Below are 15519 nucleotides of genomic sequence, written 5' to 3'. Positions count from 1 at the left end.
AGAAAATTGGCCTAACATTCTGTATACTCGGCATTTATACCGAATGGACAAAATGTATAGTCCAATTTTATGCTTAAATTTTCTTGAAAAAATCGGACTAACATTTTGTATCCTCGGTACTTACCAACCTAAATTTATAAAAGCCTTCGGACTATTTATAAATTAAAATTGGTATTACATTGGATATGAAGTGTAGTTGGGAAAAGAATAGCTGTAGAAATTTTGAAAGCGAAAACCTTTCTAAGCTAAACCTGATAGAGGCAAATAGCTTTGCCAACCCAAAAGGTATGTTCAAATGCAAATATTCGGTTTGGCAAACTATAGCCGATAGCAGGGCAGGTGATTATTCGGGCTTCTGAAGATTGTTTTCAAATAAAAAAATTACCTGGCCAAATAAACAGTGCCGGTTTCGTAAATATACCTGATTCGGTCTACATCCTTGCCTTTTGCAACGATGGCCCAGGTATAAAATCCGGAAGGGACTGGAGCTCCAAGGTAAGTGCCATCCCAGCTTTCGTCGAGGCTGTTCATGACTTTGATAACTTGGCCCCAACGGTTGAAAATTTTCATACTAAACTCGGATAAACCAATGGCTTGGGCCTGAAAAACTTCATTTCTAGAAGGTCCATCGGCGTTAGGTGTAAAGGTATTGGGTACAAACAATTTCACCTCCGGCGATACACAAACGGTCATTTGAAAACTATCAACACAATTTCCCTGCCCCTGCAAAGTAAGGGTTACCAAATAATGACCTGTGTCAGGATAATGGTTAACAGGTGTTTGTCCGAAAGTATAGGGTGCTGAGTTTCCATCGCCAAAGGTCCAGGTTCCGGTTTCACCATTGGTGCTTAAATCTACAAAGCCAATGTCGGGGGTTGAAATGGGTACACAGCCTCCATCCGGATTGGGGGTGAAGTAGGCCTGAACATAACTATAACCGGGAATTTCGATAGCGGTATCCAGTTTACAACCATTTTGCAAATCAGTTACTTCTACCCGGTATTCGTAGCCTACCTGAGCGGTGATACTGTCGCTGTTGGATGGAGAAGCATTTTCCCAATTATAGGCATACAAGTTTGGCAAATTGGCAGGTTCCACCAAAGCGAAACCATCTTCGCCATAGCATTTAACGGTGCTGGTAGTAAATTGAACTTCAATTTTTGGCCAAACAAATAAGAACAAACTATCGGTAACTGGTTTGGAGCAACCGTCGGAAATGGTGACCAGGAGGGTTTGGGATTGTTCTGCAACCAGGCTAACGGACTCATTAGTGGATGCCGGATTGGTCCAGTTGTAGCTAAATTCGTTACCTGAACCACCGGTGGCGATTACTCTGAAATTGGAATTTTTACCATAGCAAACTGTATCTGATGGTGCATAAATGGATGCCCGGATACTGTCTTTAATAAAAACAGTTTCATCGGTTTGAACAAGACAATTTCCACCTCCATAGGAGTAATGAACTTGTTTGGTACCCGGCAAGGCCAGGGATGGATTAAACAAGGAATCCTGAAATACTCCCGGTCCGGAAAAGCTACCACCGGGAGGAATAGCAGATAGAACAACAACGGAATCGATAAAGCAATACAGGTTCTCAAGTCCAATAATTTGTGCTCCGTTGAGTTGAATTACTTCCACATTAACACTGTCCCAACAGCCAATATTGCTTTCAACCCAAACGGTATTTATTCCAACATTGGCATCAGAGGCATTGAATTCGCCCAAATCGGGGTCGCTGATACCAGTTCCATGCCAGGTACCTCCGGGTTGATCAATGGGAATAATAAAGGCTTCAGCCAGGGTGCAGACCGTTGTGTCGAGAAGGGTTGGGCGGGGACGAATAATCATAGTAGCGCTGTCGGAGCATCCATTTACAGCATAGTATAAGGTATAGCTTCCAGGCGAGGTGAGGTTGGGGTCAAATTCACCCGGGTCGGCCGATAAACTCACGGCTGTGCCTGACCAAGTACCTCCACCCGGGTAACCAAAGTCAAGTGAAATGGGCGAACCATCGGGGCAAAACTCGGCCGTAATAGTATCGATATCGGTTAATCGAATTCTTACCACAGTTGTGTCGGTACATCCGTTGAGGGAGTAGAGGTTGTTAATGTTGGAGCCGTTTACGAAGGTGGAAGGATCAAAAATACCCAGGTTGGGGTCAAGGATACCATTTCCGCTCCAAGTTCCGCCGGGTGGGGTTGCAGGAGGCAGAATAAGCGTTCCGCCAAGAGGGCAGGCATAAATAAAAGGAGTTGCCTGAATTGTTTTTACAAAAATGTCGAAATTGGAACTACAGCCATTGATGGTATAGGTAAGGTTGCTGGTGCCGGGTCCGGCAGTTGGGGGTTCAAAGGTTCCCCAATAACCATCGCTTATTCCATTTCCTGACCAGGTTCCTCCGAATGGATTGGCGGTAAGGTTGATTTCAGCCAAGCTTTCGCAAACTGAATCGGTTCCGGGTAAAACGATGTTATCCACATTCACTACTTTGGTATCGGAACATCCGTTTGGTGCATTGTAGGTGAGGGTGTAAAAGCCAGTAGTAAGAGGGTCGAATAAACCGGCTGCATCTACGTTGGGGCCTGACCATGTGCCACCGACCGGGGTTGGTTGGGCAATTTGAAAAGGGGCGGCTGCCGGGCAGGATGCTTCATCCGGACCTGCCCAAATAGGTAGAATGGTGATAAAAAGACTGTCTTTGCAGCCATTGGGGTCAGTATAGGTTGCATACCTCGAGTTTCCGCCTCCGGCCCAAGGTTCGAAGGTTCCATTGTTAGCATTGCTGATGCCCACTCCGTCCCAGGTTCCACCGGGAGGTGTAGCAGTAAGGTTATAAGGTCCAACGTTTCTGCAGGTAGAAAAATCGGCTTGAACCACCGGGGGATTGTAAGTTTGTATGGTTATGGATGCAGTGGCATACAAAGCAGGGCCGGCATCATCCACTAAAACCGAATAAGCAGTGGTAGCGGTGGGACAAACGGTTACGGTGTCTCCACTGCCGGTTGTTCCGGCGCTCCAGGCATAGGTATAGGTACCCGGACCGGTTCCCCCACTAACCCGAGCAATCAATTGGGTGCATGTTCCGGGGCAAATCAGGCTATCCAAAGCAATGAGTTCCAACTGAAGTGGACAATTGTTGACATTCATGCTGGCATTGGATTGCAAGACCCATAATTCTCCACATGGATCAACATATCGATAGGTAAACAAGAAATCGTAATCCCCGCTTTCATTCATACCCGGGGAAAAGGTAAGAGCAAATTGAGTGGCCATACCATTCACACAGTTAATAGGAGAAATGGAACTAATGTTTAAACCCAGCGGAGCATCAATTGCAAAGGCTTGGGGATAAACGCTATCGCAAACAATGGGATAGCTAAAGTTGAGGTTAACAGTGTTAGTGCTGCAGGTTGGAGCGGTTGGAGTAAACAGCATAGCTGGAGGAACAGGGTCAGGAATAACCACATCCCAATTGGCAATCCAACCGGTGCAGGCCACATTGGGATCGGTGATGAAATTGATGGTTAAACAACCGTTGGTTGCCAGAATAGTAGGAGGGAGGGTGCTACCGGAGTAACTTGGACCAATTGGAGGGGAAAGTGTATCAGGGCCGTTAAAAAATCGGATGTAATCTAAAACCGGTTCGGTACAAAATTCGGAAAAGTCAAGCGTTATGCTATCAGCTGCCTGAACACAAATGGTATAGGTTAAATTTTCATTGTGATCATAGTTGCCGGAAGGTGTTCCAAGGTCGCTATCCATTAAAATACCTTCGCATTCAGTGGAAGAACCATTGCTCATATTAACAACAACCTGGGCATTACCCCAAGAGCAGAAAAGGGAAAAGGTGATTCCAAAGAGAAGGCTTAATAAACGTTTCACAAACCTGGTTGAAATGCAAATATCGGTATTCTTGCAATTCCAATGTCACTTACCTTTGCCTAATGTCAAACCTTAACTCAGGAATTTACTTTTTGGCCATCATAGGATTAATTTCTTCCTGTAATAAGCCGACTCCTCCACCCATCGATATTACAACAAACAAGGCGGTTTTTGTAATTAATGAAGGTAATTTTATGGGCGGAAACGCTTCCGTTAGTTTTTTTAATTTGGAATCGGGTGTTGTTACTCCGGATATTTTTCAGGCTGCCAATGGATTTTATTTGGGTGATGTAGGACAATCAATGACCCGGATTGGCGATAAAATCTATATTGTTGTAAATAATTCCGGTAAAATAGAGGTTGTTAACGCTTCCGATTTTAAATCGGTTATGACCATTCAAAACCTAACTGGTCCCAGGTACTTGTTACAAGTAGGAGAGGATAAGGCTTATGTTAGCGATTTGTATGCCAAGCAAATAAGCATTATAAGCTTAAGTTCAGGTGCCAAAATTGGTAGTATTCCCTTGCCTTTTTGGACCGAAGAAATGGTTTTGGCAGGAGGGAATGTATATGTAGGAACGGCAGAGCATAACAAGGTTTATGTGGTTGATCCGGTTGGAGATAGTGTAAGCGATAGTATTCAGGTAGGAAATTCGCCCGGAAGTTTAAAGGTAGATCAGGAAGGAAATGTTTGGGTTTTGTGTTATGGAAGCGATTTAACAGGGTTGAAAGGGTCTTGTTATAAAATTACTCAACCCGGGAATGTTTCTAGTTCCGTTTTTGACTTTCCCTCCTCGTTGTCCTATGGTAGCATGTTGGAGTTAACCGAAGAAAAGGATACCTTGTTTGTATTAGCTACCCATTTGTATAGGTTTCCTATTGCCCAGCCTAATTTTTCCACTCCATTTATTCAGCATGGTTCCAGAAATTATACCTGTTTCGGGTATGATTCAAGTACCCGTAAGTTGTATTTAGGAGATGGGAAGGACTTTAATCAAAATGGAGAGGTCTTTATTTTTGATGAAGCAGGAATTGAATTGGATTCTTTTGAAACAGGAGTAATTCCTGGAGGTTTTTTATTTGGAGAATAAGCCTAACTCTTTTCTTTACTTGTTTTTACGTTTAACCGCCTCTAAGGTATTTAACATGAGGCAAGCGATAGTCATTAAACCAACTCCACCGGGCACAGGAGTAATGAAGGATGCTTTAGGTGCCACTTCTTCAAAATCTACATCTCCAACCAATCGAAAGCCTGATTTTCGGGTTGAATCTTCTATTCGGTTTATTCCAACATCAACAACCACCACCCCATCTTTCACCATATTGGCTTTAACAAAGTTAGGCTTACCTATGGCTGCAATAAGAATATCCGCTTGACGGGTAATTTCTTCCAAATTTTGGGTTTTACTATGGCAAATGGTTACCGTACTGTTTCCCGGATTTCCATTTTGCATCATGAGCAGACTGATTGGCATACCAACAATATGACTTCTGCCCAATACGACACAGTGTTTACCGGTGGTTTCAACTTGAGCATATCGCAGCATTTCCATAATTCCTTTTGGGGTTGCAGGAACGAATCCGGGTAGTCCCAAAGCCAACCTTCCTATATTCACTTCATGAAATCCATCTACATCTTTATCAGGATCGATTGCTTTTAGAACTTTTTTTTCACTGATTTGTTTCGGCAGAGGAAGTTGAACGATGAAACCATCAATGTCAGGATTTGAATTTAAATCGTCAATTTGATTCAATAATTCAGATTCAGTGATGGAATCGGGCAAACGAATGAGGGTGGAGGCAAATCCAACCTCGTCGCATGATTTAACCTTAGAAGCAACATAGGTTTCGCTGGCAGGGTTATTTCCTACCAAAACGGCTGCCAGGTGAGGCACTTTGCCACCTTGGGATTTTAGTAAATCGACTTCTTTTTTTAAATCGGCTTTCAGCTGAGCCGAAATCAGTTTTCCATCAAGCAATTGCATGGCACAAAACTACGAATGCCAATTGAGTTCAAACTTATTCAAAGACGATTAAAACCTGATTTTTCTCAACAGGTTTTCCCTTTTGAGCCAGAATTTGTTTAATTTTTCCTTCCCCGGGAGATTTGATGCTGTTTTCCATTTTCATAGCTTCCAGCACCAGCAAGGTATCTCCTTTATTTACGACGTCGCCTTCATTTACCACAATGGAAAGAACCATACCTGGCATTGGGGCTTTCATTTCCTTAATTTTTTGGGAATTAGCAGAGTCAAATCCCATTTTTTTCAAAAGCAAATCGAATTCATCAGCAGCTTGAACCATGTATTTATTTCCGTTGATTAGCAGGGTAAATTTCTTCTCCTGTAGGTTGGTTGCGATGAGTTCAGCTTTGATGGTTTTTCCATTCAGGATGATTTGATATTCCCCATTTTCAATTGAAATAGGATTTATTTGAACTGCTTCACCTGCAACTAATAATTCATCATTAAAGCTGGTTTCGTAATTGCCTCCGTTGGCAATGGAAATGGTATAATTTTTCTTCATTTAGAGTAAACGATGTTTTTTAAAGATTCCCAAACCAATACCAATCCTGCAGGAACTAAAATTAAGGTGGCGAAAAAGATAATATTGAGGGAAACCATCAAAACGGGTAAAAAAATCATGATAAAACCTAATACCATGATAATGGCCAAAAATAGTTTAAAATAAGGATGAGCAGGAATGGATTTTTCTTGTTTTACTACCCGGAAGTTATAGGAATAATTGGCATATCCTTTTACATGCATTTCTGTTGCATTTCCATAGCCTTTGCTTCTGCCATACCTTAAATGATACTGTCTTAATTGATAATCGTGTTTGTTGCGTTTCTGATCATCCATTAAGGTTTCATAGGCCAGTTGAATAAGGTTAAATTTGTCAGCAGATTTCTCTTTTCCTGCATCCGGATGAAAAAGTTTGGCCTTAGATCGAAAGGCCTTTTTAATTTCTTCCTTGGTTGCCGTTGGCGGAACTTCTAATATTCGATAGTAGTTAACGGCAGTCATTGACACAGCGTGATTTTAGAAGATTGCAGATGCAATTCGGCGGGTTACCTCACTTGTTCCCATGGTGTAATAATGTAAACAAGGAACTCCTGCTTGTAACAATTCCTTGCTTTGTTGAATTGCCCATTCAATACCAATATCTTTTACCAATTTATCTTCTTTGCATTTATCAATGGCATCTTGCAAATCTTCCGGTAAATCAATATGAAAAATGCGAGGTAACACAGTGGTTTGTTTGCGGGTTGTAATGGGTTTAATACCGGGAATTATAGGAACATTGATACTGGCTTGCCGACATTTTTCAACGAATTCAAAGAACTTTTTATTGTCAAAAAACATCTGGGTTACGATGTAATCAGCACCGGCATCTACTTTGTCTTTTAGGTATTTTAAATCGGTTTTTAAGTTGGGTGCTTCGAAATGTTTTTCAGGATAACCGGCTACTCCTATGCAGAAGTTCGTATGAACTGCATTTTCCAATTCATGTTCCAAATATTGTCCGGAATTCATGGCGGCAATTTGTTTAACCAAATCAGTAGCATAGGCATTGCCATCCGGTTCAGGAACAAAGGATGCTTCATTTTTAATAGAATCTCCTCTCAGGGCTAATACATTGTCTATGCCTAGAAAGTTTAAGTCAATCAGGGCATTCTCTGTTTCTTCTTTGCTAAATCCTCCGCAAATGATGTGAGGAACAGTATCTACCTGGTATTTATTCATTAAAGCCGCACAAATGCCAACAGTTCCTGGTCTTTTCTTAACTGATTTTTTTAGCAAGGCCCCATCCGGTCGTTTTTTAAAGATGTATTCTTCTCGGTGGTAGGTCACATCAATAAAGGAAGGTTTAAATTCCATCAAAGGATCTATTCCTTCAAATATGGATTTGATACTCTGTCCTTTTAATGGTGGTAGTATTTCTATAGAGAAAAGTGTTTTCCCTTTGGCTTGTTCGAGATGCTGAATTACTTTCATACGGTGCAAAAATAAAAAAGCCGTCCTTGCGAGACGGCTTTTAACAAAATATCTTTTTTCTAATGGGTAACCATGATACGAATTGGATTGGAAGAATTTCCTTCTCCATCTGTAACTACCACGGTATAAATACCCGGAAAAAATTCGTTTACATCAATTACGTTGTTGCTTTTTCCAACTCCATCCGTGTCATTTCCTTCCCTGGTCATAACCAATTTGCCCAAAACATCATAAACTTTAATTTTAACAGCAACATTGGAATGAGCCGAAGTAACATTCACAAAAATTCGATCGGATGCCGGATTAGGATAAGTAGAAACACTTGGTTGTAAGCTGCTTCCTCCAATTTCTCCTGTAGTATTGGCCATTGCCAAACTAGATAATAATACAGCCAAAGAAAGTAAAATAGTCCTCATAGTCCTCACATTTAAATGGTAGTTCAAAGTTAAGAAGATTTTTTGAATAAAAAAACAGACTCCCAAAAAATAATAAACCATTTATGGTCAATAATTACTTTTCTAAATCAATATGCTTAACTTAATTTGTTGATTTGTAAATGCTTATAGCTAAATTGGGAAAATGGATTAATTGACTTATTTCATTAAGCCTCTTCCCACTTTTTGAATTTTCTTCTCTTCATTTAAGGATTTTAAAATTTTGTCTAAAACCCCATTAATAAACGTTTTACTTTGAGAAGTGCTGTATTCCTTCGATATTTCAATGTATTCATTTAAGGTTACATTCACCGGAATAGATGGGAAGTTTAAAAATTCACAAACAGCCATTTCCATCAATAACATATCCATTTGGGCCAGCCTTTCAGCCTCCCAGTTAGGGGTATATCCGGAAATTAATTTCTCGTATTCGTCCTTATGTAAAATGGTTTTACGGAATAATTCCAAAACAAATTTACGATCGTCTTCCTCGTCTTTATACAATGGCATTAATTTCTGTTTGGATGGCGCTATTCCAATTTCCCAGGATTTAATGGTCTTTAATACCAAAAAAGCCACGTGGTCCAAATCGTTTAGAAAGTAAATATTCTGCTCTTCCAAGTAAAAGGATAAGGAAGGCTCGTTGGCAATCAGTTCCTTAAATAAATAACAAAAAAACTCAATCGATAATCCATCGTCCTGCGCCTGAATGTAAGCCTGGTACTTTTCGTTGGTTTTTAAATTGGTGTAAATCTTATGAAGTAAATCCGATTCAGACCTGGTATTAATTTTTAATCTCGCTAATTCCTTTTGTAATTCTTGTCCCTCCAATAAGGCCTTGGCAATTGAATTTTCCAAAAACCAGGTGTTTGGATTCAAATCCTCCTTGGTCGGAAGGTGTTTCTTTTTTCCTTCCTCTAGCTTTTCAGAGGTAAAGTGAATCAAATCAGCCGTAATGCTGAATAAAATCAAATATAGTTCGTAAAATTTAGACAAATTGCGGTTGAGTTCTACCTCGCCTGATCTCAAATCGTTGTTTCCTGAGGAGAAGAACGCATAGAGGGCCTGCATTGCTTTAATTCGTAATATCCTTCTGTTTAGCATGGCTTTTTTTAAAACGAGTGCAAAGAAAACAAGAAAAGGGCAGTGACAAGAAAAGAATTGGAAAACTTTTACATCTTAATGCTAAATGGAACAGGAAGTTAGGTTTCATGTTCTTTTCAATTGTCGATTTGGAATAATTGGTCCTCTATAAATACTGATGCAATAGAAATATCATTTGGAATTTTAAAGTTTGGCAATCGGTATTAGCTCCATTTTTTTAGTATGGTTTTACCAATTCTGTCCTTCCTTCATTCTCCTTTCGACAATACCTTATCAATAATTCATTCAATTTTCTGGCACTCGCTTCGTTTTTATTAAGAAATTCGCATCCGATGGATCAAAAGGAAAAGTTTAGAAAATATCGAAAATACCTTTGGTGGGCTGCAGTAGCTCCACTAATCACTATTGTATTTTTAATGTCATTGATCAGCCTGGGCCTTTTTGGTGACGTTCCGGATATTGAACAAATCGAAAACCCAAAAAGCAACCTAGCATCGGAAGTAATCTCCAGTGATAGCAAATTGCTGGGAACCTATTTTGTCGAGAATCGAAGTCAGGTAGATTACAATTCTCTTTCTCCCCATTTGGTAAAGGCTTTAGTGGCTACCGAAGATGAGCGTTTTTATGACCACAGCGGCATTGATGCGTTGGCTCTAACCCGGGTTTTGTTTAAAACAGTTCTGCTATTTCAGAAAAACTCCGGTGGAGGTAGTACCATTACTCAGCAAACTTCCAAAATGTTGTTTAATACCCGCGATTCGCTTTGGGGAGGTATTGTTGTGCGGAAATTAGCCGAATGGATGATTGCCGTTAAACTGGAACGCCATTATACCAAAGAAGAAATTCTGGCTATGTATCTCAATCGTTTCGATTTTATCAATGGGGCTGTTGGTATTCGCATGGCATCCTCTGTTTACTTTAATACATCGCCCGATAGCCTGCGCATGGAACAAGCAGCTATGTTGGTAGGTATGGCCAAAAATCCTGCATTATTCAACCCCGTTCGCCGCCCCGATACAACGCTCCACCGCCGAAATGTAGTGCTAGGACAAATGTTAGCCAATAACTTTATTACCCAAGCTCAATTCGATAGCTTAAAGGCCCTTCCGCTCGGTCTTAACTTTAAAAGCGTGGATCATAATCAAGGTCTTGCAACCTACTTCCGGGAATACCTGCGCACCTTTATGTTGGACTGGTGCAAACATCATCTAAAACCGGATGGCAAAAAGTATGACCTCTACCGCGATGGTTTGAAAATCTATACCACCATCGATAGCCGCATGCAAAAACATGCAGAAGAGGCCGTAACTGAGCACTTAAGTAAACTCCAGGACGAATTCTTTGCCCACTGGAAAGATAAACCCAATGCTCCCTTCTTCAATATGAAAAAGGAAGAAGTTGATGCCCTCATGCGAACTTCCATGAAACGGTCCGATCGCTATAAATCCCTTAAAAAAGCCGGACTTAGCGAAGACGAGATTGTTAAGGAGTTTAATAAGAAAATGGAAATGAGGGCCTTTTCATGGAAAGGAAAAGGTGAATTTGATACCATCATGAGTCCTATGGATAGTATGTTATATTATAAATACTTCCTGCAAACCGGACTAATGAGCATGGATCCATCCACAGGCTATGTAAAGGCTTGGGTAGGTGGAATAAATTACAAGCATTTTAAATACGACCATGTTAAATTGGGAAGAAGGCAGGTTGGTTCTACCTTTAAACCTTTTGTGTATGCCTTAGCTATGCAGGAAGGCTATTCGCCTTGTTACAGGGTTCCAAATATTCCGGTTTCTTTCGTAATGGAAGATGGTAGCACCTGGTCTCCTTCCAATGCGGATGAAAAGCATAACGGTGAAATGGTTAGCCTGAAATTTGCCTTGGCTAATTCTATAAATTATATTTCTGCATGGGTTATCAAGCAATTTAGACCACAGGCAGTTGTCGATTTGGTTAAAAAAATGGGTATTACTTCCCAAATCGAAGCCGTTCCTTCCATTTGCTTAGGTACGCCCGATATTTCGGTTTTCGAAATGGTAGGTGCCAATGCAACTTTTGCCAACAAGGGGGTTTGGACCGAACCAACTTTTATCACTCGTATTGAAGATAAAAATGGCAACGTTATCCAGGAATTTTCTCCTGAAACCAAAGATGCTCTTGATGAAAATACGGCTTATGCCACGCTTAATCTCATGGAAGGCGTGGTGCAATTTGGTACCGGAGCTCGTATTCGTAACCGGTTTAAGATCCCTTATCCGGTGGCAGGTAAAACCGGTACTACCCAAAACAATTCCGATGGATGGTTTATGGGATTAACCCCCGATTTGGTTTCCGGGGTTTGGGTAGGTAGCGAAGATCGAAGCGTTCACTTCCGTAGCACTTTCCTCGGACAAGGCGCCAATACCGCACTCCCAATTTGGGGACTTTACATGCAAAAAGTGTATGCCGATTCAACGATAAAAATTTCCAAAGGTCCGTTCGAAGCACCTAAGGGAGAGTTTAAAATTGAATTAGATTGCAAAAAGTACGATGCAGCCAACAATTATAAAGAGCTTCAGTACGAAGATGGAACCGATGTTGAAGGTTCCGGTTGGTAAGGTAGAATATGACGGAAATTAAAAAAGAACGCATCATTTTAGGAATCGACCCCGGAACTAATATTATGGGGTATGGTTTAATTTTGGTGCAGGGGCAGAAAATGAGTTTGTTGGCCATGGGTGTTCTCACTTTGAATAAATATGAAGACCATTTTGTCCGCTTGAAAAAGATTTTTGATCGAACTCTTAGTCTTATAGACGAGTTTCATCCGGATGAATTGGCCATTGAGGCGCCATTCTTTGGCAAGAATATTCAAAGTATGCTTAAGTTGGGAAGGGCTCAGGGCACGGCAATTTCTGCCGCTTTAAGTCGTAGCATGCCTATTTATGAGTACGAACCCCGTAAAATAAAGCAAAGTATTACGGGTAATGGTAATTCAAGTAAGGAACAGGTTGCTGCTATGCTCATGACCTTGTTGCAGTTTAAAGAAATTCCTGATAATCTCGATGCCACAGATGGTCTGGCTGCCGCAGTATGCCATTTTTTTCAGAACAAAGTTAACACTGGCACTAAGGGGCATTCCGGTTGGAAATCGTTCTTGGCCGATAATCCCGGTAGAGTAGTCAAGAAATAAATGCAATGGTTATGTGAATGATTTGGCGGGCCCCCTCCGCCTACCTGTTTTTGTGCAAAATCCATAACAACTTGCAAAGGCGTTCGGGTCACGCTATCGGCTGTAGTCCTCGTCCCCCTAGGCTAACGCCGTAGTGGTCCTGTGGGCTACTTGCCTCTATCGTTGCCCGAGGGAAGTGCACGTCCAAACATTACCGAAAAGAAACCATGTTTAAATTTTCCTCCAAACTTGCTCCAACACCGAAAAGTTATTGTAAATACCGCTGTTATAAATTTTAATCTGATAAAAATTTACAACAATTAATAAGGCTCCTACCAGAACAATCCAAGGAATTCTTTTACGGGAATAGAACCAGGTTAAAAACGATGCTAATCCAAAGGCATAAACAGGTAAACCTTGGCATAATGCTCTACCTGCGTAGGATACTCCATATTTCCAATCAGACCAGGCAATAACTATCCATATATTCAACAAACAGAAGGTAAGCACCGATTTTTGAAAAGCCTGATTTTTCATAAACTTAAATCCAACAATAAATAGCAAGGTGATGGGGGTATAAATAAACCATCCGCTGTAAAAACCGAAAAGTACCCGGAACCAAGGTGTCAAAAAGTACCACTTGCTTCCAACATCATATACAAAACTTCCTGAAGTGTATTTCCAATATAGGAGCTGAGGCAGAACACCAATAAATGCGCCCAAAACAGCAATAAACACCTGGTAAAGATTTTGTCTGACCAATTGCCATTTTTGATGAGATGATTCCTTGGTTTGGCAACCCCATAACAAAGGAATAAACAGCATAATTAACTCCGTTGGACGCGAAATGGTAGCAATGCCGCAGGTTAAGCCAATTAGAAAAGCAATTAAAGCTGAGGGTTTATTATGCCAACGGATACTTAGCCAAAGCATAAAACAATACATTGGAAAAATATAGCTATGACTCATAGCCCCATCAATGGAAATGTATTGTGGCAAATTGGTTGCCAAAAACAAGAATAGAATGGTTAATCCGGTAATAGTATCGGAAAAGAAATGCAGCAAGGCCTTGCGTAAAAAGAGCATACCCACCAAGAACCAAAAAATTGCCCCGAACATAATGGAGTATTGGTAGGGCCATGAAAATCCGTCTTGAGCAACGTGATTAAATTTAGCTAAGCTATGACCTAAATAGAAAAAAGGTAGTTGCAGTGTACAAATTCCGCCTAAATATTTGAAAACATAATTCCCATTATCTAACTTGTTCGCCTGATATAATTTTCCGCCGGTAACATGGTACATGGAATCAATCGCCGGAAGCCACTCTAATTTCTTAACATCACCATATATTAAAAAGCCTGGCTGATACATATAATACCCAAAAGCATCCCAAGAGGTAGCGTTATAACCATTAACAGGATTATTTTCGAAGTAACAAAAGCGAAGAAAAATGGCAGAAAATAATACTACAACAATAGAAGCTTTGGAAAACAATTGGTTATTATGCATTTATTTGATCGTAAGTGTAGGTTTTACCATGCTTTTAACAAGTTGAAAAAGAAAATCCTGATTTCCTTTTAATGGGTTAATAACACAAGAATGTATTAATGAATGCATCAAAACCTCCTGCCCAAATGTACTTTAAAACTTCACATAAAAAAATGCATTTGAAAGTAGGACTAAACCTTGTTTGGCCGATGATGATTGGGTTTTAATTAGGTGTGTATTTCAAATTTCTAAGATGAGGCACCAATTGATCGTTCGAATTTAAACCTTATAGGTTAATTTCAAATTTTATCATTTAATTAAGAAAAGTTGCCTTGAAACCCGGAGTTAGCATAATTCTTTTTTCTTGCACTATTTTCCGGGTAGGGATAGAAGTGGAAAGCCCACAGACGACCGCGGCGATAGCCAAGGGCGGCGAGGACTTGGAACGGATAGCCCGGACCTGAGCCCGAAAAAATTAGGTTTGAAAAGAGAATGTTATGCGAAGGTACCCGCCCCCTAATTTTAAATAATACTCAAGTGATACCCTATAAATTCATGAGTTTTAAAAAAAAAGGAGCAGTTACCCGCCCCTTTTCTTCTTTCGGAAATAAATTCCGGATTATTTGCCTTGAAAATTGGCTGCTCTTTTCTCTAAAAAAGCCGTTGCACCTTCCTGAAAATCGGAGGTGGCACAGCAATCGCCGAACCGATCAATTTCCGCTTGAAATCCATCCACTCCGTCGGTGTAATAGGCATTAGCACAGGCAATTACCTGAGTTATGGCCACTGGAGCTTTGGTAGCAATTTTTTTCAATATTTCGGTTGCTTTATTCAGTAATTCTTCGGGAGCTACCACGTAATTAACCAAACCCAATCTTAAGGCTTCTTCAGCACCAATCATGTCGGCGGTCATTAGCAATTCCAGGGCTTTGCCTTTACCAATTAACTGAATTAAACGCTGAGTTCCTCCGTAACCGGGTATCAATCCCAAATTTACTTCGGGTTGACCGAACTTAGCATTCGGAGCCGCCACACGGATGTGACAACTCATGGCCAATTCGCAACCTCCACCTAATGCAAAACCATTAACTGCAGCAATTACAGGCTTTGGGGAATCTTCAATTTTTTTGAAAATGGCTTGTCCGCGTTGAGCTAATTTAATGCCATTAGCTACATCCAATCCTTTAAATTCGGAAATATCGGCCCCGGCAACAAAGGACTTGGGACCGGCCCCTGTAATGATCACACTTTTTATAGCGCTATTGCTGTAAACTTCATCAAAGGCATTGTTTAAATCGCTTAATACCTCGTAATTTAAGGCGTTTAATTTGTCGGGACGATTAACGGTAATTAGGAAAATACCATCGTTGAGCTGGGTGGTTATTTGTGTGTAAGTCATTTTAATTCTAATTGTGGCAAAAATAGCATGAAAATCCTTGTCCGAAGCTAACTAATAATGCCT

At 40.6% G+C, this 15519-nt stretch carries 12 protein-coding genes; 3 read left to right on the top strand and 9 right to left on the bottom strand.

From position 1 onward, the window contains the following. Positions 1–381: 381 nt before the first annotated feature. Entirely contained in the window at positions 382–3882 is a 3501-nt protein-coding gene (locus tag K1X82_11945) for a gliding motility-associated C-terminal domain-containing protein (GenBank protein MBX7182815.1), read from the bottom strand. Between the two features lie 62 nt (positions 3883–3944). On the opposite strand from K1X82_11945, the gene K1X82_11940 reads away from it, so the two are divergent. Beyond that, a complete protein-coding gene (locus tag K1X82_11940) occupies positions 3945–4973 on the top strand; it encodes a hypothetical protein (GenBank protein ID MBX7182814.1) in 1029 nt (342 codons plus the stop codon). Positions 4974–4988: 15 nt separating this feature from the next. Here the strand turns inward: K1X82_11940 and folD are convergent, their stop codons facing one another. From folD to nusB, 6 genes are all read right to left on the bottom strand, one after another. Then, positions 4989–5867 (bottom strand): bifunctional methylenetetrahydrofolate dehydrogenase/methenyltetrahydrofolate cyclohydrolase FolD, encoded by an 879-nt coding sequence (gene folD, locus K1X82_11935; GenBank protein MBX7182813.1) that lies wholly within the window; start codon positions 5865–5867, stop codon positions 4989–4991. Positions 5868–5901: 34 nt separating this feature from the next. Beyond that, positions 5902–6408 (bottom strand): acetyl-CoA carboxylase biotin carboxyl carrier protein subunit, encoded by a 507-nt coding sequence (locus K1X82_11930; protein ID MBX7182812.1) that lies wholly within the window; start codon positions 6406–6408, stop codon positions 5902–5904. After that, positions 6405–6908: a J domain-containing protein gene (locus tag K1X82_11925; protein MBX7182811.1), complete on the bottom strand. Its 504-nt coding sequence runs from the start codon at positions 6906–6908 to the stop codon at positions 6405–6407. The genes K1X82_11930 and K1X82_11925 overlap by 4 nt, the downstream gene beginning before the upstream one ends. Positions 6909–6923: 15 nt before the next feature. Further along, positions 6924–7880 (bottom strand): methylenetetrahydrofolate reductase [NAD(P)H], encoded by a 957-nt coding sequence (gene metF, locus K1X82_11920; GenBank protein MBX7182810.1) that lies wholly within the window; start codon positions 7878–7880, stop codon positions 6924–6926. A gap of 59 nt (positions 7881–7939) precedes the next feature. Continuing rightward, a complete protein-coding gene (locus tag K1X82_11915; protein ID MBX7182809.1) occupies positions 7940–8296 on the bottom strand; it encodes a T9SS type A sorting domain-containing protein in 357 nt (118 codons plus the stop codon). A 177-nt stretch (positions 8297–8473) separates the two neighbouring features. After that, positions 8474–9385: a transcription antitermination factor NusB gene (gene nusB / locus K1X82_11910; GenBank protein MBX7182808.1), complete on the bottom strand. Its 912-nt coding sequence runs from the start codon at positions 9383–9385 to the stop codon at positions 8474–8476. A 365-nt stretch (positions 9386–9750) separates the two neighbouring features. Between nusB and K1X82_11905 the strand changes: the two genes are divergently transcribed. Next, positions 9751–12015 carry a transglycosylase domain-containing protein gene (locus K1X82_11905; GenBank protein MBX7182807.1) on the top strand — a complete coding sequence of 755 codons (2265 nt, stop codon included), beginning with the start codon at positions 9751–9753 and terminating at the stop codon, positions 12013–12015. 17 nt (positions 12016–12032) lie between these two features. Then, entirely contained in the window at positions 12033–12590 is a 558-nt protein-coding gene (gene ruvC, locus K1X82_11900; protein MBX7182806.1) for a crossover junction endodeoxyribonuclease RuvC, read from the top strand. 210 nt (positions 12591–12800) lie between these two features. Here the strand turns inward: ruvC and K1X82_11895 are convergent, their stop codons facing one another. Both K1X82_11895 and K1X82_11890 read right to left on the bottom strand, forming a co-directional pair. Further along, positions 12801–14078, bottom strand: a complete 1278-nt coding sequence (locus tag K1X82_11895; GenBank protein ID MBX7182805.1) for a hypothetical protein — start codon at positions 14076–14078, stop codon at positions 12801–12803. Positions 14079–14676: 598 nt separating this feature from the next. Continuing rightward, positions 14677–15456, bottom strand: coding sequence for an enoyl-CoA hydratase/isomerase family protein (locus tag K1X82_11890; protein MBX7182804.1), 780 nt, complete (start codon positions 15454–15456; stop codon positions 14677–14679). Positions 15457–15519: the final 63 nt, after the last annotated feature.

The organism is Bacteroidia bacterium, assembly GCA_019695265.1.
In the GTDB taxonomy this organism is placed as follows: domain Bacteria; phylum Bacteroidota; class Bacteroidia; order JAIBAJ01; family JAIBAJ01; genus JAIBAJ01.
This window is presented reverse-complemented; position numbering and strand designations above follow the sequence as displayed.